Origin of the sequence: Pseudomonas sp. JV414 (assembly GCF_032424305.1) — a bacterium.
GTDB classification, from domain to species: Bacteria; Pseudomonadota; Gammaproteobacteria; order Pseudomonadales; family Pseudomonadaceae; genus Aquipseudomonas; species Aquipseudomonas lini.
Genome location: NZ_VYKC01000021.1, coordinates 186,378 through 208,455, shown reverse-complemented (window position 1 = coordinate 208,455; position 22,078 = coordinate 186,378). Strand labels below are relative to the sequence as shown.

Annotated in this window: 24 protein-coding genes; 8 read left to right on the top strand and 16 right to left on the bottom strand. The window is 59.7% G+C overall.

Going from position 1 to position 22,078, the window contains the following annotated elements:
• Positions 1–45 precede the first annotated feature (45 nt).
• Both F6R97_RS22965 and yiaY read right to left on the bottom strand, forming a co-directional pair.
• Entirely contained in the window at positions 46–954 is a 909-nt protein-coding gene (locus F6R97_RS22965; protein ID WP_038979293.1) for a LysR family transcriptional regulator, read from the bottom strand.
• Between the two features lie 71 nt (positions 955–1,025).
• Complete coding sequence (gene yiaY, locus F6R97_RS22960) at positions 1,026–2,174, bottom strand: L-threonine dehydrogenase (RefSeq protein WP_315867140.1); 1,149 nt, start codon at positions 2,172–2,174, stop codon at positions 1,026–1,028.
• A 156-nt stretch (positions 2,175–2,330) separates the two neighbouring features.
• Here yiaY and F6R97_RS22955 point away from each other — a divergent pair, with 156 nt between their 5' ends.
• The gene (locus F6R97_RS22955) at positions 2,331–3,350 is read left to right on the top strand and encodes a DUF4917 family protein (RefSeq protein WP_315867139.1); all 1,020 of its coding nucleotides are present in this window, start codon (positions 2,331–2,333) and stop codon (positions 3,348–3,350) included.
• An 86-nt stretch (positions 3,351–3,436) separates the two neighbouring features.
• On the opposite strand, the gene F6R97_RS22950 is transcribed toward F6R97_RS22955, so the two are convergent.
• On the bottom strand, positions 3,437–3,979 hold the full coding sequence (locus tag F6R97_RS22950) for a helix-turn-helix domain-containing protein (RefSeq protein ID WP_038979290.1): 543 nt from the start codon (positions 3,977–3,979) through the stop codon (positions 3,437–3,439).
• A gap of 108 nt (positions 3,980–4,087) precedes the next feature.
• Between F6R97_RS22950 and F6R97_RS22945 the strand changes: the two genes are divergently transcribed.
• Both F6R97_RS22945 and F6R97_RS22940 read left to right on the top strand, forming a co-directional pair.
• Positions 4,088–4,870, top strand: coding sequence for an aldolase (locus F6R97_RS22945; protein WP_048393993.1), 783 nt, complete (start codon positions 4,088–4,090; stop codon positions 4,868–4,870).
• A 29-nt stretch (positions 4,871–4,899) separates the two neighbouring features.
• Positions 4,900–5,787, top strand: coding sequence for a dihydrodipicolinate synthase family protein (locus F6R97_RS22940; protein WP_048393991.1), 888 nt, complete (start codon positions 4,900–4,902; stop codon positions 5,785–5,787).
• Between the two features lie 130 nt (positions 5,788–5,917).
• On the opposite strand, the gene F6R97_RS22935 is transcribed toward F6R97_RS22940, so the two are convergent.
• The 3 genes from F6R97_RS22935 to F6R97_RS22925 form a co-directional block, all read right to left on the bottom strand.
• Positions 5,918–6,262 (bottom strand): YegP family protein, encoded by a 345-nt coding sequence (locus tag F6R97_RS22935; protein ID WP_038979287.1) that lies wholly within the window; start codon positions 6,260–6,262, stop codon positions 5,918–5,920.
• A 191-nt stretch (positions 6,263–6,453) separates the two neighbouring features.
• A complete protein-coding gene (locus F6R97_RS22930) occupies positions 6,454–6,759 on the bottom strand; it encodes a ribbon-helix-helix domain-containing protein (protein ID WP_038979286.1) in 306 nt (101 codons plus the stop codon).
• A 14-nt stretch (positions 6,760–6,773) separates the two neighbouring features.
• Positions 6,774–7,355 carry a DJ-1/PfpI family protein gene (locus tag F6R97_RS22925; RefSeq protein ID WP_038979285.1) on the bottom strand — a complete coding sequence of 194 codons (582 nt, stop codon included), beginning with the start codon at positions 7,353–7,355 and terminating at the stop codon, positions 6,774–6,776.
• A gap of 370 nt (positions 7,356–7,725) precedes the next feature.
• Between F6R97_RS22925 and F6R97_RS22920 the strand changes: the two genes are divergently transcribed.
• A complete protein-coding gene (locus F6R97_RS22920) occupies positions 7,726–8,643 on the top strand; it encodes a DMT family transporter (RefSeq protein ID WP_048393988.1) in 918 nt (305 codons plus the stop codon).
• A 44-nt stretch (positions 8,644–8,687) separates the two neighbouring features.
• Here the strand turns inward: F6R97_RS22920 and F6R97_RS22915 are convergent, their stop codons facing one another.
• The 4 genes from F6R97_RS22915 to F6R97_RS22900 form a co-directional block, all read right to left on the bottom strand.
• Entirely contained in the window at positions 8,688–9,902 is a 1,215-nt protein-coding gene (locus F6R97_RS22915) for a class I SAM-dependent methyltransferase (protein ID WP_038979283.1), read from the bottom strand.
• Between the two features lie 179 nt (positions 9,903–10,081).
• On the bottom strand, positions 10,082–10,699 hold the full coding sequence (locus F6R97_RS22910; RefSeq protein WP_007903764.1) for a TPM domain-containing protein: 618 nt from the start codon (positions 10,697–10,699) through the stop codon (positions 10,082–10,084).
• 46 nt (positions 10,700–10,745) lie between these two features.
• Positions 10,746–11,495 (bottom strand): TPM domain-containing protein, encoded by a 750-nt coding sequence (locus tag F6R97_RS22905; protein ID WP_038979282.1) that lies wholly within the window; start codon positions 11,493–11,495, stop codon positions 10,746–10,748.
• Between the two features lie 43 nt (positions 11,496–11,538).
• Positions 11,539–12,150, bottom strand: a complete 612-nt coding sequence (locus F6R97_RS22900; protein ID WP_048393987.1) for a LemA family protein — start codon at positions 12,148–12,150, stop codon at positions 11,539–11,541.
• Positions 12,151–12,386: 236 nt separating this feature from the next.
• Between F6R97_RS22900 and bglX the strand changes: the two genes are divergently transcribed.
• On the top strand, positions 12,387–14,678 hold the full coding sequence (gene bglX / locus F6R97_RS22895) for a beta-glucosidase BglX (protein WP_038979281.1): 2,292 nt from the start codon (positions 12,387–12,389) through the stop codon (positions 14,676–14,678).
• 141 nt (positions 14,679–14,819) lie between these two features.
• Here the strand turns inward: bglX and F6R97_RS22890 are convergent, their stop codons facing one another.
• The 5 genes from F6R97_RS22890 to F6R97_RS22870 form a co-directional block, all read right to left on the bottom strand.
• Positions 14,820–15,977, bottom strand: coding sequence for a phosphatidylserine/phosphatidylglycerophosphate/cardiolipin synthase family protein (locus F6R97_RS22890; protein WP_315867138.1), 1,158 nt, complete (start codon positions 15,975–15,977; stop codon positions 14,820–14,822).
• 1 nt (position 15,978) lies between these two features.
• On the bottom strand, positions 15,979–16,569 hold the full coding sequence (locus F6R97_RS22885) for a YceI family protein (protein ID WP_048393982.1): 591 nt from the start codon (positions 16,567–16,569) through the stop codon (positions 15,979–15,981).
• Positions 16,570–16,724: 155 nt separating this feature from the next.
• Positions 16,725–17,054: a hypothetical protein gene (locus tag F6R97_RS22880; protein WP_048393980.1), complete on the bottom strand. Its 330-nt coding sequence runs from the start codon at positions 17,052–17,054 to the stop codon at positions 16,725–16,727.
• Positions 17,051–18,145 (bottom strand): serine hydrolase, encoded by a 1,095-nt coding sequence (locus tag F6R97_RS22875; protein WP_315867137.1) that lies wholly within the window; start codon positions 18,143–18,145, stop codon positions 17,051–17,053. The genes F6R97_RS22880 and F6R97_RS22875 overlap by 4 nt, the downstream gene beginning before the upstream one ends.
• A gap of 184 nt (positions 18,146–18,329) precedes the next feature.
• A complete protein-coding gene (locus F6R97_RS22870; RefSeq protein ID WP_048393976.1) occupies positions 18,330–19,217 on the bottom strand; it encodes an acyl-CoA dehydrogenase family protein in 888 nt (295 codons plus the stop codon).
• Between the two features lie 154 nt (positions 19,218–19,371).
• On the opposite strand from F6R97_RS22870, the gene olsB reads away from it, so the two are divergent.
• Both olsB and F6R97_RS22860 read left to right on the top strand, forming a co-directional pair.
• Complete coding sequence (gene olsB, locus F6R97_RS22865) at positions 19,372–20,127, top strand: L-ornithine N(alpha)-acyltransferase (protein ID WP_007903792.1); 756 nt, start codon at positions 19,372–19,374, stop codon at positions 20,125–20,127.
• Positions 20,127–20,918 carry a lysophospholipid acyltransferase family protein gene (locus F6R97_RS22860; protein ID WP_237883785.1) on the top strand — a complete coding sequence of 264 codons (792 nt, stop codon included), beginning with the start codon at positions 20,127–20,129 and terminating at the stop codon, positions 20,916–20,918. Before olsB ends, F6R97_RS22860 begins: the two co-directional genes overlap by 1 nt.
• Positions 20,919–21,024: 106 nt before the next feature.
• Here F6R97_RS22860 and F6R97_RS22855 read toward each other — a convergent pair whose 3' ends face one another.
• Entirely contained in the window at positions 21,025–21,603 is a 579-nt protein-coding gene (locus F6R97_RS22855) for an ACP phosphodiesterase (protein WP_038979274.1), read from the bottom strand.
• Between the two features lie 154 nt (positions 21,604–21,757).
• On the opposite strand from F6R97_RS22855, the gene F6R97_RS22850 reads away from it, so the two are divergent.
• Complete coding sequence (locus F6R97_RS22850; protein ID WP_007903797.1) at positions 21,758–22,078, top strand: ArsR/SmtB family transcription factor; 321 nt, start codon at positions 21,758–21,760, stop codon at positions 22,076–22,078.

Genomic DNA, 22,078 nt, shown 5'->3' with positions numbered 1-22,078 from the left:
AGCGGGCTTGCTCGCGAAGAGGCCCGCCAACCCGACAAATAACTATCAGACCACCCCGCGCAACTGCTCAAACAACATCCGGCTCACCGGCGACAGCCTCGCTTCATCACGCACCACCAGAATCAACGCACGATCCGACCAGTCATCCGTCAGCGGCACCGCGTGCAAACCCAACGCCCGGCCGAACAGCTCATAGGCCTTTTGCGGCAGGATGCCGATGCCCATGTTGGCCTGGACCATCCGGCACATGGCATCGAACCCCGGCACATGAATCCGCAGCCTCAGCACCTTGCCAGCCTTGCGCGCGGCCGCATGGGTGCGCATGTTGATGGAACTGGCGGCGTGCAAGCCGACGTAATCGCTGCCCAGCGTGTCGGCAAAAGCCAGGGTCGAACGACTCGCCAATGGATGATCGGCCGGCATCAACACCATCAGTTTGTCCCGGCGATAAAGAACACTGTGCAGGCCTTTGACGTCACTGTCGCTGGAACAAATCCCGAGGTCTGCCACGCCATCGAGCACGCCTTGAATCACCCCACTGCTGGGGCGTTCTTCGAGGTCGGTCTTGACCTGCGGATGGCGCTCGGAAAAATCTCGCAGGTCTTCGGGCAGGAACTGAATGATCGCCGACAGGTTCGCGAGCATCCGCACATAGCCCCGAACACCGTGGCTATGCTCGCCCAGTTCGAGGCCCATTTTCTCGACGTTGAACAACATCTGCCGGGCATGGTGCAGCAGGGTTTCACCGGCCGGCGTCAGCGTCATGCCCTTGGCCTGACGCACGAACAGGCTGATGCCCAGCGCCACCTCCAACTCCATCAAGCGCTTGCTGGCCGCCGACACCGCGATCGCTTCGCGAGCCGCGGCACGGGTCAAGGTGCCCTCTTCATGGACAGCCACGAACAGTTGGAGAGTGATCAGGTCGAGGCGGCGGATCAGGCTTTTTTGCAGCATCAGGCACTCGGCAATGTCGGCTCGGACGAGATCGCAGCATAGCGTTCTTTGCGTCCGAACCGATGCCTTGGTTAAAACGCGCTGCGGAAAATCTCCTCGATCTGCCGCTGATCCGCCTTCCGTGGATTGGTCAGTCCACAGGCGTCTTTCATGGCATTGCTGGCGAGAACCGGGATGTCGGTGAGCTTGGTACCGAGCTCACGTAAACCGGCGGGAATTTCCACGTCCTTGGCCAGGTTGCGAATGGCCGCGATGGCTGCCTGAGCGCCCTCTTCCGGGCTGAACCCGCGAATGTCGGCGCCCATCGCGCGGGCAACATCGGTCAGGCGGTCGGCGCAGACCAGCGCGTTGAAACTTTGCACATGAGGCAGTAGCACCGCATTGCACACACCATGGGGCAAGTCGTAGAACCCGCCCAACTGGTGGGCCATGGCGTGGACATATCCCAAGGACGCATTGTTGAACGCCATACCAGCGAGGAACTGCGCGTAAGCCATGTTTTCCCGCGCGATCATGTCACTGCCGTCGCGTACAGCCAGGCGCAGGTTATTGCTGATCAAGGTGATGGCTTTCAGCGCACAGGCATCGGTAATCGGGTTGGCCGCGGTGGAGACGTAGGCTTCGATGGCGTGGGTCAGTGCGTCCATGCCAGTGGCGGCAGTCAGGCCCTTGGGCATGGCGACCATCAGCGCCGGATCGTTGACTGACAGCAGCGGTGTGACGTTGCGATCGACGATGGCCATTTTCACGTGACGGGACTCGTCGGTGATGATGCAAAAACGGGTCATCTCGCTGGCGGTACCGGCGGTGGTGTTGATCGCGATCAACGGCATTTGCGGTTTGGCCGACTGATCGACACCTTCGTAGTCACGAATCGTCCCACCGTTTGTGGCGCACAACGCGATGCCCTTGGCGCAGTCGTGGGGCGAACCGCCGCCCAGCGACACCACGAAGTCACAGCGACTTTCCTTGAGCAGGCCCAGGCCAAGTTCGACGTTGGCGATGCTCGGATTCGGCTTCGCGCCGTCGAAGATCACCGAGTCGATGTCCTGGATCGCCAGTTTCTCGGCAATCATCTTCGCCACGCCAGCCTTGGCCAATCCGGTGTCGGTGACGATCAGCGCCTTGCGAAAACCATACTTGCGAATGGCGTCCATGGCTTCGTCAAGGCAACCGGTGCCCATGATGTTCACAGCGGGGATGAAAAACGTACTGCTCATGCGCGAGTCTCCTGGCTGAAGCCGAATCAACAGCACCGATCCGGCGGGTGCGCACAGGATCGACTCATTAGTCCTGCGGTAACTTGATCTGGCTCAAGTCCGGGTCGTGATAAAGTCGCCGTCCATCAGACCTTTTGCTTTGAGACAACGAACGCAATGACCGATTTCCAGGATGTCGATGCCCAACTTGAAGACTGGAACGCCTTGCGCACCACCGCCTCTTTCGGTGGCCTGCTGGTGGGTAACGGTGCCAGTCGTGCGGTATGGGACGACTTCGGCTATGACTCGCTGTTTGAAAACGCCCGGACCGTTGAAGAAAAGCCGCTGAGCCAATCCGAACTGAGCGTGTTCGACGCGATGCAGACACGCAGCTTCGAACAAGTGCTTGGGGCGCTGAAAACCACTAGCCGGGTCAACAAGGCATTGGCCGTCAGCTCTGCCGCACCGCGCAATCGCTATTACGCGATCAAGGAAGCGCTGATCAACACCGTGCATGCGGTGCACATCCCTTGGCGATTGGTGGTGCCCTCGACGCTGGCGACGATCAATCAAGAACTGGGCAGCTATCGAACGGTGTTCACCACCAATTACGATTTGCTCAACTACTGGGCGGTCCAGCACCGGCCCGACGCTATTACCGATCTGTTCCAGGGCACCGAGCCACGTTTTGATCTGAGCCTCACCGCGACAGACAAAACCCGGCTGCTGTACCTGCACGGTGGCCTGCATCTGGTGCGCAATCAGGACGGTACGGCGCGTAAATTGATGTCGACCGAAGGTACGTTGCTGGGCAGTTTCGCCATCAACAATACGATCAAGACCCTCGACGATGTACCGCTTTTCGTCACCGAAGGTCCGACCCAGGACAAACTCAAAACCATTCGCAGCTCGGATTACCTGTCGTTTTGCTACGACCAGTTACTGAGCCATGGCGATGGGCTGTGCATCTTCGGGCACGCCCTTGGCGAGCAGGACAGTCACATCATTCATGCATTGCGCCAGGCGAAGCCAAAGACAGCGGCGATCTCGATTTACCCGCGCAGCAAGGCGTTCATCCAGCATCAGAAGCGGCATTACACGAAGGTGTTCGAGGGGACGGGCGTGGAGCTGCGGTTTTTTGATTCGAAGACGCATGCACTTGGTAGTCCCAAGCTGACTGTACCGGTTGAGGTTTAAGTCAAGATCAAAAGATCGCAGCCTTCGGCAGCTCCTACATAGATCGGTGTAGGAGCTGCCGAAGGCTGCGATCTTTTAGAGCAACCTCATTCCTCGCTGCTATGCACCACCACCAGCAACTGCGCCTGAACCTCGCCCACTGACCTGATGCGATGCGGTTTCTGCGCATTGAAGTGCAGCGCATCCCCCCGATTGAGCAGCACGCGCTCGTTCATGAAGTCCACTTCCACCTGCCCCTCGTGGACGAACAGAAACTCTTCCCCCAAGTGTTCCTTGAAGGTTTTGTCGGTGAACTCTGCCGGCGGGTAGATGATGAACGGCAACAGGCTGCGTTCACTGACCTGATGGGCCAGCACCGCATAACCCGGGCTGTGGTCGTTGGCGGCCAGGGACTGGCGTTCGTCGCTGCGCACCAGGCTGTAGCTGTCGAGGCTGACGTTGTCTTCGGAGAACAATTCCTCGACCTTCACGTTCAGCGCCTTGGCCAGTTTCAGGGCGGCGGCGATCGACGGGGTGTTCAACCCGCGCTCGACTTTCGACAAATAGCTCTTGGTCATGCCGGACTTTTCGGCCAAGGCCTCCAGCGTCACGCCGAGCTTTTTTCTAAGTAATTTCAAACGGATAGACATGTGGAGCGATTAATCCATCAAGGAGGCAACGATTTGTCCTTGCCAATGACACAAAGTGTCATATAGCCTCTTTAGTGTCATTTGCATGATCCACCGAAGGACACCGACATGGCCAAGACATTAGCACTGCCCAAAGAGCAACTGGTCAAGCAAGCGCTGACACAGATGCAAAATACCCTGGCGGATAATACGTGGACCGACCGGCAAAAGCTGGCCCTGACCTGCCGCATTCTGTTCGAAAACGGCCACGATTCAGGCCTGGCCGGTCAAATCACCGCTCGTGGACCGCAGGTGGGCACCTATTACACTCAGCAACTGGGCCTGGGTTTCGACGAGATCACGGCAAACAATCTGCTGCTGGTCAACGAAGACCTGGAAGTGCTTGAAGGCCACGGTATGCCCAATCCGGCCAACCGTTTCCACAGCTGGGTGTACCGCGCCCGGCCGGACGTGAACTGCATCATTCACACGCACCCGACTCACGTCGCCGCGCTGTCGATGCTTGAAGTGCCGCTGCAGATTTCGCACATGGACCTCTGCCCGCTCTACGACGACTGTGCGTTTCTCGAAGGCTGGCCGGGTGTACCGGTGGGCAATGAAGAAGGTGAACTGATTGCCGGGGCCTTGGGCGACAAGCGGGCGATTGTGCTTTCCCACCATGGCCAGCTGTCCACCGGCGCGACCATTGAAGAAGCCTGTGTCATTGCGCAATTGATCGAACGCGCGGCGAAGTTGCAGTTGCTGGCCATGGCCGCGGGGGTGATCAAACCGATTCTTCCCCAGCTTGGCCGCGAAGCCCATGACTGGATTTCCAGGCCCAAGCGCCACGCCGCCGCGTTCAACTACTACGCTCGGCAGAACCTGCGTCAACACGCCGATTGCCTGAACTGATCCCACTCATTCTTGAAAGGAGAGACACCATGTCGACCCCAAACATTCACGGCATCATCGGCTACACCATCACCCCCTTCACCGCCAATGGCGAAAGCGTTGATCTCGACGCGCTCGGGCGCTCCATCGACCGCCTGATCGACAGCGGCGTCCACGCCATCGCCCCGTTGGGCAGCACCGGTGAAGGCGCCTACCTGAGCGACGCGGAATGGGATCAGGTCAGCGAATTCAGCCTCCGGCACGTCGCCAAACGCGTCCCGACCATCGTCAGCGTGTCCGACTTGACCACCGCCAAAGCCGTACGCCGCGCGCGTTTCGCTGAAGCTCACGGCGCCGACGTGGTGATGGTGCTGCCGGCGTCCTACTGGAAACTCAGCGAGGCAGAAATCCTCGCCCACTACCGCGCTATCGGCGAGAGCATCGGCGTGCCGATCATGCTCTACAACAATCCGGCCACCAGCGGCACCGACCTGTCGGTGGAGCTGATCCTGCGGATTTTCAACGCCGTCGACAACGTCACCATGGTCAAGGAAAGCACCGGCGATATTCAGCGCATGCACAAACTGCAACTGCTGGGCGAAGGTCAGGTGCCGTTCTATAACGGCTGCAATCCGTTGGCGCTGGAGGCGTTTGCGGCAGGCGCGAAAGGCTGGTGCACGGCGGCGCCGAACCTGATCCCGCAGCTCAATCTCGACTTGTACGAAGCCGTATTGGCCAACGACCTGAGCAAGGCTCGCGAACTGTTCTATCGCCAGTTGCCGCTGCTGGACTTCATCCTCAAGGGCGGTTTGCCGGCGACCATCAAGGCCGGTTTGCGCATGACCGGGCTGGAAGTGGGCGATCCGCGGTTACCGGTGTTTGCGTTGGGTGAAGCGGGTCGCGGTCAGTTGCAGGGATTGTTGAACGCATTGCGCTGATTTTCAGCCACACACAAAACAACTGTGGGAGCGGGCTTGCCCGCGATAGCGATCGTACATCCAACCTCTTCGTTGAATGTTCGGCCGTCATCGCGGGCAAGCCCGCTCCCACAGTTAATCGGCGGTGTGTTTAGAGCACCGGCAAGGTCTTGTCCTTGATCACCGTGGTTGGGCCGTTGGCCTTGACGCTGGCGATGCCTTTATCCCTCGCGGCATCGGATGAGTAGGATTCGCTGCTGCCGATGGTCTCGTGGTTACCGGCCTTCAAATTGAAGTAAGGATGACCGTCCTTGGTGGTTTTTTTCTCGTAGCGTTGGTCCAGCGGACTGTTGGCCTGAACCGAGGCGATACCGCCATCGGCTGCACCGCGAGAGGTATACAGCTCACTGGTCAGAATGGTTTCGGCATTGGCCGCTTTCAATACAAACTTGAACTGACCGTTGCTGGTTTTGCTCACTTCGTACCATCCAGACATGCTTTTTCTCCTTGGCGATTGAGAGGTTTCGCGCTTCAGAGTAAAGACCAAGTCGGGATTTCTGTCGCCTGTACCGGCCCCTTCGCGGGCAAGCCCGCTCCCACATTAGACCGCATCCTTCTGAACAACTCGGTCAACTGTGGGAGCGGGCTTGCCCGCGAAGGGGCCGGTAAGGTCTAAACAAAACCGTCCTACTTCACCACCGCCCGCACCACCGACAACTCAGGTGTCTGCACCCGTCTCTGGCTCAGGTAACGCATGCAACTAACCCGCAAGAACGAGGCGAAATTCACCACTTCGCCGCGGTAGTCCATCACCTCTTCATACAGCTTGGCGATCAACTGATTGGTGGTCATGCCGTCGACCTCGGCGATTTCGCTGAGGATGTCCCAGAACTGATTCTCCAGCCGCAGGGTGGTCACCACCCCGCAGATGCGCAGCGAGCGGGAGCGCGATTCGTAGAGAATCGGATCGGCTTTGACATAGAGCTCGCACATGGACAGGTCCCTCGTTACAGCGTGATTTTGGTACCCAGCAACCCGAGGAAACCGGCCAGCCAGCTCGGGTGTGCCGGCCAGGCCGGTGCAGTGGCCAGATTGCCTTGAACGTGACCTTCCGTCACCGGGATATCGATGAACGTGCCGCCAGCCAGGCGCACTTCTGGAGCGCACGCCGGGTAGGCGCTGCACTCGCGACCTTCAAGAATGCCTGCCGCGGCCAACAGTTGCGCACCGTGACACACCGCGGCGATCGGTTTGCCGGCCTTGTCGAACGCTCGCACCAGGTCCAGGACTTTTTCGTTCAGGCGCAGGTACTCCGGCGCACGACCGCCCGGCACCAGCAGGGCGTCGTAGTCCGTGGCGTCTACCTTGGCGAAATCGAAGTTCAGGGCAAACAGGTGACCGGGTTTTTCGCTGTAGGTCTGGTCGCCTTCGAAGTCATGGATTGCTGTGCGCACGGTCTGGCCAGCAGTTTTGTCCGGGCAAACGGCGTGTACCGTATGGCCGACCATCAGCAACGCCTGGAACGGCACCATCACTTCGTAGTCTTCGACGTAATCGCCGACCAGCATCAGAATTTTTTTAGCCGCCATGGGGAGGACTCCTCTGGAAAATGCGTGGGCATGCAGGAGTATTCAAGGTAGTCCTTAATCTGCATGGCAGGTAATAACCGACTACTACGCCGATCACCTGGGGGTAGATCATTTGATTTGCGGATGTGCATGGTCGATGTAGGAGCTGGCGAAGCCTGCGATCTTTTGACTTTGATCCTTGGGGACATTGGGTGAAGCGATTGGGTATGTGGCGCGGCTGATAAAAAGATCGCAGCCTTCGGCAGCTCCTACGTTGGGGGCATTACCCCCAACTGTACGGATAACTCTGCGCCTATCTGTAACAGAGCAGCGCCTGCGGTTTATGGCTAGATAAAGACACTTCCCGCCATCCTGAACTCTGGTCACCATCATGTCCTCGCGCGAAAACACCGGCATGGCCCTCGGCCTGCTTGGCGTCGTTATCTTCAGCCTGACCCTGCCCTTCACACGGATCGTCGTGCAGGAACTCCATCCCCTGCTCAACGGCCTCGGCCGTGCGCTGTTTGCGGCGATTCCGGCAGCGCTGCTGCTGTGGCACCGTGAAAAATGGCCCACCTGGAAGCAGGTCAAAGGCCTGACGCTGGTGATCGCCGGGGTCATCCTTGGTTTCCCGGTGCTGTCGGCCTGGGCCATGCAGACGTTACCCGCCTCCCACGGCGCACTGGTCAACGGCTTGCAACCGCTGTGCGTGGCGCTGTATGCCGCGTGGCTGTCACATGAGCGTCCGTCGAAAGCCTTCTGGGCCTGCGCCGCGTTGGGCAGTGCGTTGGTGCTCGGTTATGCGCTGATCAGCGGCGCGGGCAGCATTCAGGCCGGTGATTTGCTGATGCTCGGCGCGATTGCCGTGGGTGGGTTGGGATATGCCGAAGGTGGCCGGTTGGCCAAGGAGATGGGCGGCTGGCAGGTGATCTGCTGGGCGCTGGTGCTGTCGACGCCGCTGCTGATCGGACCGGTGCTGTACCTGGCGCTGCAACATCAGGGCGAGATTTCAGCCAAAACCTGGTGGGCGTTTGGTTATGTCTCGCTGTTTTCGCAGTTCATCGGGTTCTTTGCCTGGTACGCCGGGCTGGCCATGGGCGGCATTGCCCGGGTCAGCCAGATCCAGTTGCTGCAGATTTTCTTCACGATCGCGTTTTCGGCGTTGTTCTTTGGTGAACATGTCGAGCCAATTACCTGGCTGTTCGCGGCCGGGGTGATCGTGACGGTGATGTTGGGGCGCAAGACGGCGGTGCAACCCCCTGTGGGAGCGGGCTTGCTCGCGAAGGCGTCATCACATTCAACATCTTAGTTAGCTGCCAGTCCGCTTTCGCGAGCAAGCCCGCTCCCACAGGATCAGAGGTAACCGTCAGCCCGCAGCAATGTTTCCAGGCAATGTTCGCTGATGTGGTAGAAATCCTTCAGTTCCTGAATCTTCACCAACAGCTGGGCGGGATCAACCGGCTCGGCGCGTTTGACCGCCAGGATCATCTTGTTCTTGTTGGTGTGGTCCAGAGAGATGAACTCAAAGACCTTGGTCTCGTAACCGCAGGCTTCCAGGAACAACGCACGCAAACTGTCAGTAACCATTTCCGCTTGCTGACCCAGGTGCAGCCCGTATTGCAACATCGGCTTGAGCAGCGCCGGGCTCTGGATCTGCAGGCGGATCTGCTTGTGGCAGCACGGCGAGCACATGATGATCGAAGCGCCAGAACGAATGCCGGTGTGAATCGCGTAGTCGGTGGCGATGTCGCAGGCATGCAACGCGATCATCACGTCCAGTTCACTCGGCGCGACGCTGCGCACGTCACCGCATTTGAACACCAGCCCCGGATGCTCCAGTTTCGCGGCGGCGGTGTTGCACAGGCTGACCATGTCTTCGCGCAACTCGACGCCGGTCACTTCGCCTTGGGCTTTCAAGGTATTGCGCAGGTAGTCGTGGATCGCGAACGTCAGGTAACCCTTGCCCGAGCCGAAATCCGCCACCCGCACGGGTTTGTCCAGCGCCAGCGGCGACGAGGTCAGCGCATGGCTGAAGACTTCGATGAACTTGTTGATCTGCTTCCACTTGCGCGACATCGCCGGGATCAGCTCATGCTGCGCGTTGGTTACGCCGAGGTCTTTGAGAAACGGCCGGCTCAGATCGAGGAAACGGTTCTTCTCGCGGTTGTGCTCGGCGGATGGCACTTCGCGCAATTGCTGAGGTTTGCTCTTGAACAGCGAAGATTTGCCCTTTTTGCTGTATTCGAGCTGGGCTTCATCGGTCAATGACAATAAATGCGCATTTTTGAACGATGCAGGCAACAACGCAGCAATGGTCGCCACGCCTTCGGCAAGCGGCAGGTTCTTGGTGATGTCGCGGGTCTTGTAGCGATAGACGAAGGACAGGCACGACTGATCCTTGACCGTCAGTTGCTTGATGATCAGCCGCTGCAAATCCGCCTCTGTACCAACGTACTTGGCCAGCACCAGTTTGATGAAGGCGTTCTGGTCGAGGCTGGTTTGCAGCAGGTCGATGAACTGGGCGTGATGATCCGGCGCGAGGCTGGCGGGAGTGGCGGTGACAGACATGGGAAAAAACGGCCTCGGGCGGTGCGGATCGGGGAATGGTGGGTATTTTAGGGGGGATGGCCGTTCGGGACACGCAGTTATTTGCCGAACGGTGCAGAATCAAAAGATCGCAGCCTTCGGCAGCTCCTACAGGGAACCGCGATCGGCGTAGGAGCTGTCGAAGGCTGCGATCTTTTTATTTAGCTCAACACCACCAACCGATTCGGCAACTCATTGCGCACATGGGTCACCGGTACATGCACCTTGAGCAACTCGCCGCATGCCTCGATGCACGTCACAAAGCCCTGCAACGTCTGCCCCTGTTTCACCTGCTGCGTAAACGCCGCCACTATCGCGTCCCAGTTCTTGTTGTCCAGCCGTTTGGAAATGCCTTCATCCACCAGAATCTCCACATAGCGCTCGGCCTCGGAGACGAAAATCAGCATGCCGGTGCTGCCCACGGTGTGGTGCAGGTTTTGCTCCAGGAACTGCCGGCGCGCCAGGTTTGACGCGCGCCAGTGACGAACCGAGCGCGGGATCAGGCGCGTGGTGACTTTCGGAATACGGAACACCAGACACAACACGATGAAGCTGAGCCATTGCACCAGCAACAGGCTGTGCATGGTCAGCCAGCCCGTCAGGTAATGCACGATACCCGGCACCACCAGCGCCAGCAGACTGGCCCAGAGCAGCGGGATATAGGCGTAATCGTCGGCGCGGGCCGCAAGCACCGTCACCAGTTCGGCGTCGGTATCGCGCTCGACCCGGGCGATCGCCTCGGCGACTTTGCGTTGTTCGTGTTCAGTCAGTAATGCCATGTTTATGAATGCCTGCTCGCTGTTGTTGTTTTTACCTGCAGTGTGATCACCAGCCGCCCGACGAACCGCCGCCCCCGAAACTGCCCCCGCCGCCGCTGAAGCCCCCACCGCCACCGCCGCCAAAACCTCCGCCGCCGAACCCGCCTCCCGAGCCGCCACGGCCCCCGCCGCTTGGCAGAATACCGAACATCTGCCCGACGAAGATCGTCAGGAAGAACAGCATCAGCAGAAGCACGAACAACCCCGGATGCCGCCCAACGAAATCACTCTCCTGATCACCGTCCGATTCATACACCGTCGACGGCTCGTCCAGCGGATTGCCGCCCAGCACCACCAGCATCGCCGCAACCCCGTCGCTGATGCCTTTACTGAAGTTGCCGGCCTTGAACGCGGGCGTGATCACCTGATGGATGATCACCGAACTCTGCGCATCAGTCAGACGACCTTCCAGGCCATAACCGACTTCGATCCGCAGCTTGCGCTCGTCACGCGCGACGATCAGCAACGCGCCGTTGTTCTTGTCCTTCTGGCCGATGCCCCAGTAGCGTCCCAGCTGATAACCGAAATCCGCGATGTCGGTGCCCTGCAAGTCCGGTAACGTGACCACCACCAATTGCTCGCCGGTGGTTTTTTCATGGGCGTTAAGCTGCTGAACAAGCTGCTCGCGCACCGCAGGCTCGATCATCTGGGCGTTGTCCACCACCCGACCGGTCAATTCCGGGAACTTCAACTCGGCCTGGGCCGTCAGGGCAAACACCCAGAACATCAGCACCAGGCCCACTTTCAACACGCGCATTGGCAACCTCATCCTTGGTGACGCTTCAAGCCCGTTCCGGCGCTTACTGGAACTTCACTTCAGGCGCTTTCTCGGCGCCGGGGCTGGTGGCCTCGAAGGTTTCGCGGATTGGCAGATCGCTATACATCACGGTGTGCCACAGGCGACCGGGAAAGGTGCGGATCTCGGTATTGTATTTCTGCACCGCGAGGATGAAGTCGCGACGCGCCACGGCGATGCGGTTCTCGGTGCCTTCAAGTTGCGATTGCAGCGCCAGGAAGTTCTGGTTGGCCTTGAGGTCCGGGTAGCGCTCGGACACCACCATCAATCGACTCAGCGCGCCGGTCAGCTGATTCTGCGCCTGCTCGTATTGTTTGAGTTTTTCCGGATTGTCCAGCGTGCTGGCATCCACCTGAATCGACGTCGCCTTGGCGCGGGCTTCGATCACCGCGGTCAGGGTGTCTTGCTCATGCTGGGCATAACCCTTGACGGTTTCCACCAGATTGGGAATCAGGTCAGCGCGACGCTGGTACTGGTTCTGCACCTGGCCCCAGGCGCCCTTGGCTTGTTCGTCGAGGGTCGGGATATTGTTGATGCCGCAGCCGGCCAGCAGTGTGGTCAGCAACATCAAGGCTGCAACCTGCAGGCTCGACCGATAATGGTGTCGTACATTCATCTGGTTGATGCTCCCTTGCACATTCCGTTGATGAAACAACCTGCGAACTCTGACCCGGCTCTTGGGGCATAATCTGCGCCGCTACTGGATTGCATCGAGCCAATGGGCTAAAAGATGCCCAGCACTGACACGCTGCGCAAGTGTGTCTGCATTTACCTGAACAACAATAGTCGCTCCCCAAATTTTGGCTGACCGGCGTGTAATCACTGCCGTTTAGGCTTTTGAGAAAACAATTCATGAAGAAGCTGTGTTTGCTGGGCCTGTTCGTCAGCCTGGCCAGTCATACCGTATTGGCCGCCACGACGCCCGCACCTATAGAGAACAAGGATGCCTTCATCAGCCACCTGATGAAGCAAATGACCCTCGATGAAAAGATCGGCCAGTTACGCCTGATCAGCATCGGCCCGGAAATGCCGCGGGAGATGATCCGCAAGGAGATCGCTGCCGGCAATATCGGCGGCACCTTCAACTCGATCACCCGCGCCGAGAACCGCCCGATGCAGGACGCGGCCATGCGCAGCCGGTTGAAGATCCCGATGTTCTTCGCCTATGACGTGATCCACGGCCACCGCACCATTTTCCCGATTCCGCTGGCCTTGGCCTCGAGCTGGGACATGGACGCCATTGGCCGCTCCGGGCGCATCGCCGCCCAGGAAGCGGCGGCTGACAGCCTCGACATCACCTTCGCGCCGATGGTCGATATCTCCCGCGACCCACGCTGGGGCCGCACGTCCGAAGGTTTCGGCGAAGACACCTACCTGGTTTCGCGGATCGCCGGCGTAATGGTCAGGGCGTTCCAGGGCTCAGGCGCGAACGCGGCCGACAGCATCATGGCCAGCGTCAAGCACTTTGCCTTGTACGGCGCGGTCGAGGGCGGTCGCGACTACAACGTCGTCGACATGAGCCCGGTCAAGATGTATCAGGACTACCTGCCACCGTACCGCGCGGCGATTGACGCCGGTGCCGGCGGGGTGATGGTCGCGCTGAACTCGATCAACGGCGTGCCGGCTACCGCCAACACCTGGCTGATGAACGACCTGCTGCGTAAGGAATGGGGTTTCAAGGGCCTGGCAGTCAGCGATCACGGCGCAATTTTCGAGCTGATCAAGCACGGCGTCGCCGCCGACGGTCGCGAAGCCGCGAAACTGGCGATCAAGGCCGGCATCGACATGAGCATGAACGACACCCTCTACGGCAAGGAATTGCCAGGGTTGCTGAAGGCCGGTGAGATCGAACAGAAGGACATCGACAACGCCGTGCGTGAAGTGCTCGCCGCCAAGTACGACATGGGCCTGTTCAAAGACCCGTACCTGCGCATCGGCAAGGCCGAGGATGACCCGGCCGACACCTACGCCGAAAGCCGTCTGCACCGCGCCGAGGCCCGTGATGTCGCGCGCCGCAGCCTGGTGTTGCTGAAGAACCAGGGCGACACCCTGCCGCTGAAGAAAACCGCAAAAATCGCTTTGGTCGGTCCACTGGCCAAGGCGCCGATCGACATGATGGGCAGTTGGGCCGCTGCGGGCCGTCCCGAGCAATCGGTCACTTTGTTCGACGGCATGACCACTGCGCTTGGCAAACAGTCGACGCTGATCTACGCCCGCGGCGCGAACATCACCAGCGACAAGAAAATCCTCGATTACCTCAACTTCCTCAACTTCGATGCGCCGGAAGTGGTGGATGATCCGCGCTCGGCCAATGTGTTGATCGATGAAGCGGTCAAGGCTGCCAAGCAAGCAGATGTGGTGGTGGCGGCGGTGGGCGAATCCCGTGGCATGTCCCACGAATCGTCGAGCCGTACCGACCTGAACATCCCGGCAGCCCAGCGCGAGCTGATCAAGGCGTTGAAAGCCACCGGCAAACCGCTGGTGCTGGTGTTGATGAATGGCCGTCCGCTGTCGATTCTCGAAGAGAAAGAGCAGGCTGACGCGATTCTGGAAACCTGGTTCAGCGGCACCGAAGGCGGCAACGCCATCGCTGACGTGCTGTTCGGCGACTACAACCCATCGGGCAAACTGCCGATCAGCGTTCCGCGCTCGGTGGGTCAGATTCCAACCTACTACAACCACCTGAGCATTGGCCGGCCTTTCACTCCGGGCAAACCGGGCAACTACACCTCGCAATATTTCGAAGACACCACCGGGCCGCTGTTCCCGTTCGGCTTCGGCCTGAGCTACACCCAGTTCAGCCTGACCGACATGGCGCTGTCGTCGACCACACTGAACAAGACCGGCAAGCTCGACGCCAGCGTCGTGGTGAAGAACACCGGCAAGCGTGACGGCGAAACCGTGGTGCAGCTGTACATCCAGGACGTGACCGGTTCGATGATCCGCCCGGTCAAGGAACTGAAGAACTTCCAGAAAGTATTGGTCAAGGCCGGCGAACAGAAAGTCGTGCACTTCACCATCACCGAGGATGACCTGAAGTTCTACAACGCCCAGCTCAAGTACGCCGCGGAACCGGGCAAGTTCAACGTGCAGATCGGCCTGGACTCCCAGGACGTGACGCAGCAGAGCTTTGAGTTGCTGTAATCCCTGACACACCGCAAAACAAATGTGGGAGCGGGCTTGCTCGCGAAGACGGCTTAACATTCAACAAAGATGCTGAATGTCAGACCGCTTTCGCGAGCAAGCCCGCTCCCACATTAGGTCAGGGTGTTTGGAGGAATGTATTCAGCCCCGTCGATCCAGCAGATTCACCACCAGCCGATCCAACCATCCCCATACCCTTTGCTTGACCCGCCGCCACAACGGTCGGCGTTTCCATGCCTCGAGGCTGACTTCCTGGCTCAGGGCAAAGTCATTCTCGAAACTCGCCACCACCGCCCGGGTCAGTCCGGGGTCCAGGGCTTCGAGGTTGGCTTCCAGATTGAAGCGCAGATTCCAGTGATCGAAGTTGCATGAGCCGATGCTCACCCAGTCATCGATCAACACCATTTTCAGGTGCAGGAAACACGGCTGGTATTCGAAGATCTTCACCCCGGCCCTGAGCAATCGCGGGTAGTAGCGATGCCCGGCGTAGCGCACCGAGGGGTGATCGGTGCGCGGCCCGGTCAGCAGCAGACGCACATCAACGCCACGAGCCGCAGCCCGACGCAGTGAGCGGCGGACTTTCCAGGTCGGCAGGAAATACGGCGTGGCCAACCAGATTCGGCGCTGGCCACTGTTCAGTGCGCGAACCAGCGATTGCAAAATATCGCGGTGTTGGCGGGCGTCGGCATAGGCGACCCGGCCCATGCCCTCGCCCATGGCCGGCACTCGCGGCAAGCGCGGCAAACCGAAGTGCGCAGTGGGTTTCCAGGCGCGCCGATGGCGGTTGGCAATCCATTGGCGGTCGAACAGCAACTGCCAGTCGAGCACCAACGGGCCGCCGATTTCCACCATCACTTCGTGCCATTCGCTGGTGTCTTCACCTGGTGTCCAGAACTCATCGGTGACCCCGGTGCCGCCGACTACCGCCAGGCATTGATCCACCAGCAGCAGCTTACGGTGGTCGCGATAGAAATTGCCCACCCAGCGTCGCCAGCTCAGGCGATTGTAGAAACGCAGCTCGACACCGGCGGCCATCAGGCGCTGACGCAAGGTCAGGGTAAAGGCTAGGCTGCCGTAGTCATCGAACAGGCAACGCACCCGCACGCCGCGTTCGGCAGCCTGGACCAGCGCCTGAACCATGGCCTCGGCGCAGGCTCCCGCCTCCACCAGGTACAGTTCCAGTTCGACTTGTTCTTCGGCGCGGGCAATCGCCACCAGCATTCGCGGAAAAAACTGCGGGCCATCGATCAGCAGTTCAAAGCGGTTGCCGTCGCGCCACGGAAAAATTGCGCCGCGCATTTCAGCGCGCCGTGAAAATCAGCACCGCACCCACCGGCACCGACAGACTGATGGCCGACAAACCGGCAACCTTGCGCAAGCTTTCCAGGCCCGGGGCCAGGCCGAAATCTTCAGCGCTGATCACCAACGGCTCGAGGGTCACCACTTGAAAGCGCCGGTCATCAAGACGGGTCGCCAGCAGTTCGGCGTTGTATCGGTGTTGTTTGCCATGCAGGTTGACGGTCAGTGGCAAACGCAACTCGAGTTGCGCACCGGGCGCCAGGTCGTTAATCGGCCGCAGATCGATTTGCGTGGTGATCAACGCTTCGGGAAACGTCTGGATCTCGAACAGCTCCTTGCGCATGCGCTCGTCACGCAGCGGAATGCCGCTGTTGATCGACTCTAGTTCGACTTCTACCTGCGCCAGGCCCTTGGGATCGACCTTGCCGTGCAGCACCAGAAAGCGCTGCACTTCGGAGATGTTGGCGTTTTTAGTGCTAATGAACGACAGCCGCGAAGACTCGCCGTCCAGGTACCAATTGGCCTGGGCCGACACGGTGACACCGGCCAGCAGCAGGAAAGCGAGGGTTTTGCAGACAAAGCGGTTGAACATAGAGACTCGGGGGGTAGATAAACCTGAGCGAACCTTAACTGGCCGTGGGCGCATTGCAAACCGCACAGATCAAAAGATCAAAAGATCGCAGCCTTCGGCAGCTCCTACAGGGTTGCACGCGGTCAATGTAGGAGCTGCCGAAGGCTGCGATCTTTTCAAGGGATCAACCGACATCCCTGCCGTTCGCCAACCCAAACAGCGCTATTGCTGCGCCCCATCCCACCAACCGTCACACGCTTGTTCGCAGCATCATCGACGAACCCACTGGTGGGCAAATACTGCTTCACATAGCTCTGGCAATACTCCACCGGATTGTTCATCACATACCGGCACGAGCAGTATTCCTTGGCGGTATAAGCGCTGATGATATCGGGGAAGGCCCATAGCGCCACACGCTCCTGCCAGATCCAGCCAAGCAAGACGATCAGCAGCACCAGCAACATCGTGCTGAACGGCCGACGGCGAATAAAACTGCGGCGGCTCATGGCTGCACCTGCATGGCAAAGGCCTTGAGCGCGAGGTTGAGCAATTCGTTGTGCCGATAGCTTCCATCGCGATCATCGCCGTAGCGCACGATCACCAGCTTTTCGCTGGGAATCACGTACATCGCCTGGCCCCAATGGCCCAGCGCGGCGAAGGTGTCGCCGGGGGCAGCGGGCCAGGGTTGGGTCGCGCCATCCACCGTGCGATTGAGCCACCAATGTCCGCCGGGCACTACTTCATCCTGGTTGGCTTGATAGCGGGCAAAAGGCTCACGACTGAAGTCGACCCAGTCTTTGGGCATTAATTGCCGCTCACGCCAACGACCGTCGCGCGCCATCAACAGGCCGACCCGCGCCAGATCCCGGGCAGTGAGATAGGCGTAGGACGATGCAACAAACGTCCCCGTGGCATCCGTTTCCCACACCGCACTGCGAATCCCCAAGGGTTCGAACAGCGCGGTCCATGGATAATCCGGATAACGGGCCGGGCCGACGATGGTTTTCAGCGCGGCGGACAGAAGGTTGCTGTCACCACTGGAGTAACGGAATGCCTGGCCGGGTTTGACGTACTCGTCATGGTCGGCGGTGAACGCAGCCATGTCGCGGTGACCACGGGTGTAGAGCATGGCCACCACCGAGGACTTCAATGGGGCGTATTCGTAGTCTTCCTGCCAGTCCAGGCCCGAGGCCCAGTGCAGCAGGTCGGCCATGGTCATGCCGGGGTGTTTTTCCAGCGGAGGATAGAACTTCACCGCCGGGTCCTGCAGTTTGAACAGCCCTTCGCCATAGGCCACCCCGAGCACCGCGCCCATCAGGCTTTTGCTGATCGACCACGTCAGGTGCGGCGTTTGGGCAGTGGTCGGGCCGGCGTAGCGTTCGTAGACGAGTTGACCGTCGCGGATCACCAGCAAGGCATCGGTGCGAATGCCTTGGTGAGTGGCATCGTCGCGGGGTGGGAAGGCGTAGTTTTCCAGGGTTTGAAGTGCCGGCCCGGTGACTTTCGGGCCCGGCGACCATTGCTCGGCCGGCCAGTTTTCAGCGTGGGCCGTGAGGCTGAGCAGCAGCATGACAATCAGGGACAAGCCTTTGAACATGAGGGGCGCTCGGAGGGATGAACCTGCAGAGCCTAGTCGAGCTTGATGACAGTTTTGGAATTTGCGTCGCCAATGAGGCCGCCTTCGCGAGCAAGCCCGCTCCCACAGGGGATTTGTGGTGAGCACAAAATGTGTGAACACCGCAGATCAACTGTGGGAGCGGGCTTGCTCGCGAAGAGGCCCATCAACCCAGCGAAGATCCCGCCAACGCCTTGGCCAACCGCTTCCCCCGCGCCCCTGCCGCCAGATCCATCACGGTCTGATCTCGCTGCCACATCGCCGCCCATTGTGGCGGGCCATCGGCCAGGGCCTGATTCACTTCAGCCTTGAGCCCATCGAACTGCGCAAACAACCCGCCCAGCAACACATGCCCGACCGGATTGTTCGGTGCCTGGCGGCTGACTTCCGCGCACCCGGCCAGCAGCGCCAGCAAACGCAGTTGCAAGGTTTGCGGCCAGTCGCTGTCTTGACCGACGCCGTATAGCCACGCGGTCATGGCGCTCAACACATAGATGTCTTCCAGGGTGCGGAACGGTTTGACGTATGCGTCCCAACCATCCCCAGCGAGCAATTCACACAGCGCGTTGTCGAGAAACAACCGGCCGTGACCTATGTCTGGCATCAGTGGCATCGGCGCGAGCTTTTCCAGGCGCACACCCGGTTCGCCGGGGTAAACCACCGCAAGGTTCAAGCGCGCCGCTTCGCCGGGTTCTTCACTGCGGGCGGCGACCAGCAACCAGTCGGCGGCATCGCCGGCGGTGACGAAATCCTTGCGTCCATTCAGACGCAGATCGCGCAGCCGGGTCTGCATGTCCGCCACCCGCAAACTGCGCTGTTCAGTCGCACATAACGCGCCGAGGCTCAGCGGCGCGCTCGGCCAGAGCATGCGCAACGCCGCCTGATAACCCACCAGAAACGCCAGCCCCGGTGTTGCCATCAGCCGTCCACCGACCACCGCCAATTCGAACGGCGACACCGCGCCCAACTGTTGCAACAAGGTTGCAAAGCCTTCGCCCAGGTCAGGGTCGACGGGCAGGCGATCACGGCGATTCAACAGGGATTGCCAGGGCATAAGAGGCTCCTCAAAGGCTGTCATATAAGCATCACCAAAGCTTCATGGCGATGACACCGGGGCTACATAGCCTGACTTTGCACAACACGGCTGCATAAAGAAAGTCGATCGGCTGCAACCCAAGACGGGTGGCCAGCCCGTACGGAGACTCACAATGACTCAGATCGCCCGCATCAGCGACACCGGCAATGAACGCCGCCTGCAAGCCGAACGCCTGGTGGGCGCCGAGGCGTTGCAGGAAGCCCAGGCCTTGCGCTTCAACGTGTTCAGCGGCGAATTCAACGCCAAACTGAAAGGCGCGGAGCTGGGTCTGGACATGGATGACTATGATGTTCACTGCGCCCACATCGGCGTGCGTGACTTGAACACCGGGCGCCTGGTGGCGACCACCCGTTTGCTCGACCACACAGCGGCCAGCAGCCTGGGCAAGTTCTACAGCGAAGAAGAATTCAGCCTGCATGGCCTGGTCCATCTGAAAGGCCCGATCCTGGAAATCGGTCGCACCTGCGTCGACCCGGCCTACCGCAATGGCGGCACTATCGCCGTGCTCTGGGGTGAACTGGCCGAAGTGCTGAACCAAGGCGGCTACAGCTATTTGATGGGTTGCGCGAGCATTCCAATGCAGGACGGTGGCATTCAGGCCCACGCGATCATGCAGCGCCTGCGCGAGCGTTACCTGTGCACCGAACACCTGCGGGCCGAGCCGAAGAAGCCATTGCCGACGCTGGATATTCCGTCCAACGTCATCGCCGAAATGCCACCACTGCTCAAGGCCTACATGCGCCTGGGCGCGAAAATCTGCGGCGAGCCGTGCTGGGACGAAGACTTCCAGGTCGCCGACGTGTTCATCCTGCTCAAGCGCGACGAGCTCTGCCCGCGTTATGCCAAGCACTTCAAGGCGGCTGTGTAATGAGCCGCTTGCGGGTGTACGCGCGAATTGCGCGAGTGCTTTTAGTGGTGACGCTGGGCTTGAGCATGGCCAGTGTGTTCGGGTTGTTCGAGCGACTGGGGATTGCCCATTCGATGGTCCGTCGTCAGCGCTGGTCGCGGTTTTTCATGGCGCGGCTGAGCAATGCCCTGCCCTTTCGCGTGACCGTTCATGGTGAGCTGCCCAAGCAACCGATGCTCTGGGTCAGCAATCATGTGTCCTGGACCGACATTCCGTTGCTGGGTATGCTCACGCCACTGTCGTTCCTGTCCAAGGCCGAAGTGCGCACCTGGCCGGTGGCGGGCTGGTTGGCGGCCAAGGCTGGCAGCCTGTTCATTCGCCGTGGTTCAGGCGACAGTCAGTTGATCCGCAAACAAATGACCCGTCATCTGGAGCAGGAACATCCGCTGCTGATGTTCCCCGAAGGCACCACCACCGATGGCCGCTCGCTGCGCACGTTTCATGGTCGTTTGCTGTCAGCGGCGATCGATTCCGAAGTGGCGCTGCAACCGGTGGCGATTCGTTATCTGCGCGATGGCGAGCTCGATACCCTGGCACCGTTCATTGGCGATGATGATTTGCTCTCGCACCTGATGCGCTTGTTCGCCAATGATCGAGGTGAGGTGGAAATTCATCTGCTCAAGCCGATCGAGTGCCAGGACCGGGAACGTGCTGCGCTGGCGTTCGAAGCGCAGCAGGCGGTGCAGAAGGCGTTGTTTGGGGCGATTCCGGAAACGCAGCAAATCCCGATGCGCCCGGCTATTGCTGCTTAATCACAAATCCCTGTGGGAGCGGGCTTGCCCGCGATGGCGGCTTAACATTCAACGGTAATGTTGAATGACATACCGCAATCGCGGGCAAGCCCGCTCCCACAGTTATTTATGTAGTTGGATAGTTTTGGGCAAAGTCCTGCAACTCGGGATAGAACAACCGAAAATCCTCGCTCAACGGTTCATACAACCGTCGCAATTCCTGCATCGCCCCGGCCAATTCCTCCGGCCGGGTCAACCTGCGCGAAATCCCACGCAGCACCTGCTCCAGCACCGCGAATTCCCGGTAAGAACCCAACCAGTCATTGGCCACCATGTGCGGCGCAATCATCGCCAGGCGCTCCGGCAACTGCGGCTCGGCGGACAGTACCCGGTAAACGTCAGAAGTGAACTGCACAAGCGGACGGTCGGCGTACAACTCCCAGTCCCGTGCCAGGCAGTGGTCGAAAAACACATCGAGCACGATCCCGGCGTAACGCCTGCGCGTGAGGGAAAACCGCGACAAGGCGATGTCCACCAGCGGATGGCGGTCGGTAAACACGTCGATGCTGCGGTGCAACTGAATGGCCGCTTCGATCTCCGGATCGAACTGCCCTTGCAGCCGTCCTTTGACGAAATCGCCATACAGACTGCCGAGCATTTGACCGGGGCGCTGGCCACCGAGGTGCAGATGTGCGAGATAGTTCATGCGCGCAGCTTAACACTGCGACATCCATATCGTTATAACCCGATATACCGATTCATGCGGTCATCAGACCAAAATCATATTGGTATATCGCGAAGTACCGATTTAAAGTTCGCCTCATCGCGATATAGCGTTTTACTCATCACGAGCCCAAACCATGACCATCGACCTCGACGAAATAATAAAAGCGCTGGCACACCCAGTACGCCGAGACATCCTCATCTGGCTGAAAGACCCCAAAGTCCAGTTCCCGGAACAGCTCCACAACCATGAGTACGGCATTTGCGCCGGACAGATCGATCAACGCTGCGGCCTGTCGCAGTCGACCGTGTCCGCCCATTTGGCGACCTTGCAACGGGCAGGACTGATCAGCAGCCAGAAAGCCGGTCAATGGCACTTCTTCAAACGCAACGAGGACGTGATTCAGGCGTTCCTCGACGCCATCGACAAGGAGCTTCGCGCTCCGACAAGGAACTGA

Excerpts from the sequence above, each read along its gene's own strand:
- F6R97_RS22965 (WP_038979293.1), bottom strand. The coding sequence starts at position 954 with ATGCTGCAAAAAAGCCTGATCCGCCGCCTCGACCTGATCACTCTCCAA.
- yiaY (WP_315867140.1), bottom strand. The coding sequence starts at position 2,174 with ATGAGCAGTACGTTTTTCATCCCCGCTGTGAACATCATGGGCACCGGT.
- F6R97_RS22955 (WP_315867139.1), top strand. The coding sequence starts at position 2,331 with ATGACCGATTTCCAGGATGTCGATGCCCAACTTGAAGACTGGAACGCC.
- F6R97_RS22950 (WP_038979290.1), bottom strand. The coding sequence starts at position 3,979 with ATGTCTATCCGTTTGAAATTACTTAGAAAAAAGCTCGGCGTGACGCTG.
- F6R97_RS22945 (WP_048393993.1), top strand. The coding sequence starts at position 4,088 with ATGGCCAAGACATTAGCACTGCCCAAAGAGCAACTGGTCAAGCAAGCG.
- F6R97_RS22940 (WP_048393991.1), top strand. The coding sequence starts at position 4,900 with ATGTCGACCCCAAACATTCACGGCATCATCGGCTACACCATCACCCCC.
- F6R97_RS22935 (WP_038979287.1), bottom strand. The coding sequence starts at position 6,262 with ATGTCTGGATGGTACGAAGTGAGCAAAACCAGCAACGGTCAGTTCAAG.
- F6R97_RS22930 (WP_038979286.1), bottom strand. The coding sequence starts at position 6,759 with ATGTGCGAGCTCTATGTCAAAGCCGATCCGATTCTCTACGAATCGCGC.
- F6R97_RS22925 (WP_038979285.1), bottom strand. The coding sequence starts at position 7,355 with ATGGCGGCTAAAAAAATTCTGATGCTGGTCGGCGATTACGTCGAAGAC.
- F6R97_RS22920 (WP_048393988.1), top strand. The coding sequence starts at position 7,726 with ATGTCCTCGCGCGAAAACACCGGCATGGCCCTCGGCCTGCTTGGCGTC.
- F6R97_RS22915 (WP_038979283.1), bottom strand. The coding sequence starts at position 9,902 with ATGTCTGTCACCGCCACTCCCGCCAGCCTCGCGCCGGATCATCACGCC.
- F6R97_RS22910 (WP_007903764.1), bottom strand. The coding sequence starts at position 10,699 with ATGGCATTACTGACTGAACACGAACAACGCAAAGTCGCCGAGGCGATC.
- F6R97_RS22905 (WP_038979282.1), bottom strand. The coding sequence starts at position 11,495 with ATGCGCGTGTTGAAAGTGGGCCTGGTGCTGATGTTCTGGGTGTTTGCC.
- F6R97_RS22900 (WP_048393987.1), bottom strand. The coding sequence starts at position 12,150 with ATGAATGTACGACACCATTATCGGTCGAGCCTGCAGGTTGCAGCCTTG.
- bglX (WP_038979281.1), top strand. The coding sequence starts at position 12,387 with ATGAAGAAGCTGTGTTTGCTGGGCCTGTTCGTCAGCCTGGCCAGTCAT.
- F6R97_RS22890 (WP_315867138.1), bottom strand. The coding sequence starts at position 15,977 with ATGCGCGGCGCAATTTTTCCGTGGCGCGACGGCAACCGCTTTGAACTG.
- F6R97_RS22885 (WP_048393982.1), bottom strand. The coding sequence starts at position 16,569 with ATGTTCAACCGCTTTGTCTGCAAAACCCTCGCTTTCCTGCTGCTGGCC.
- F6R97_RS22880 (WP_048393980.1), bottom strand. The coding sequence starts at position 17,054 with ATGAGCCGCCGCAGTTTTATTCGCCGTCGGCCGTTCAGCACGATGTTG.
- F6R97_RS22875 (WP_315867137.1), bottom strand. The coding sequence starts at position 18,145 with ATGTTCAAAGGCTTGTCCCTGATTGTCATGCTGCTGCTCAGCCTCACG.
- F6R97_RS22870 (WP_048393976.1), bottom strand. The coding sequence starts at position 19,217 with ATGCCCTGGCAATCCCTGTTGAATCGCCGTGATCGCCTGCCCGTCGAC.
- olsB (WP_007903792.1), top strand. The coding sequence starts at position 19,372 with ATGACTCAGATCGCCCGCATCAGCGACACCGGCAATGAACGCCGCCTG.
- F6R97_RS22860 (WP_237883785.1), top strand. The coding sequence starts at position 20,127 with ATGAGCCGCTTGCGGGTGTACGCGCGAATTGCGCGAGTGCTTTTAGTG.
- F6R97_RS22855 (WP_038979274.1), bottom strand. The coding sequence starts at position 21,603 with ATGAACTATCTCGCACATCTGCACCTCGGTGGCCAGCGCCCCGGTCAA.
- F6R97_RS22850 (WP_007903797.1), top strand. The coding sequence starts at position 21,758 with ATGACCATCGACCTCGACGAAATAATAAAAGCGCTGGCACACCCAGTA.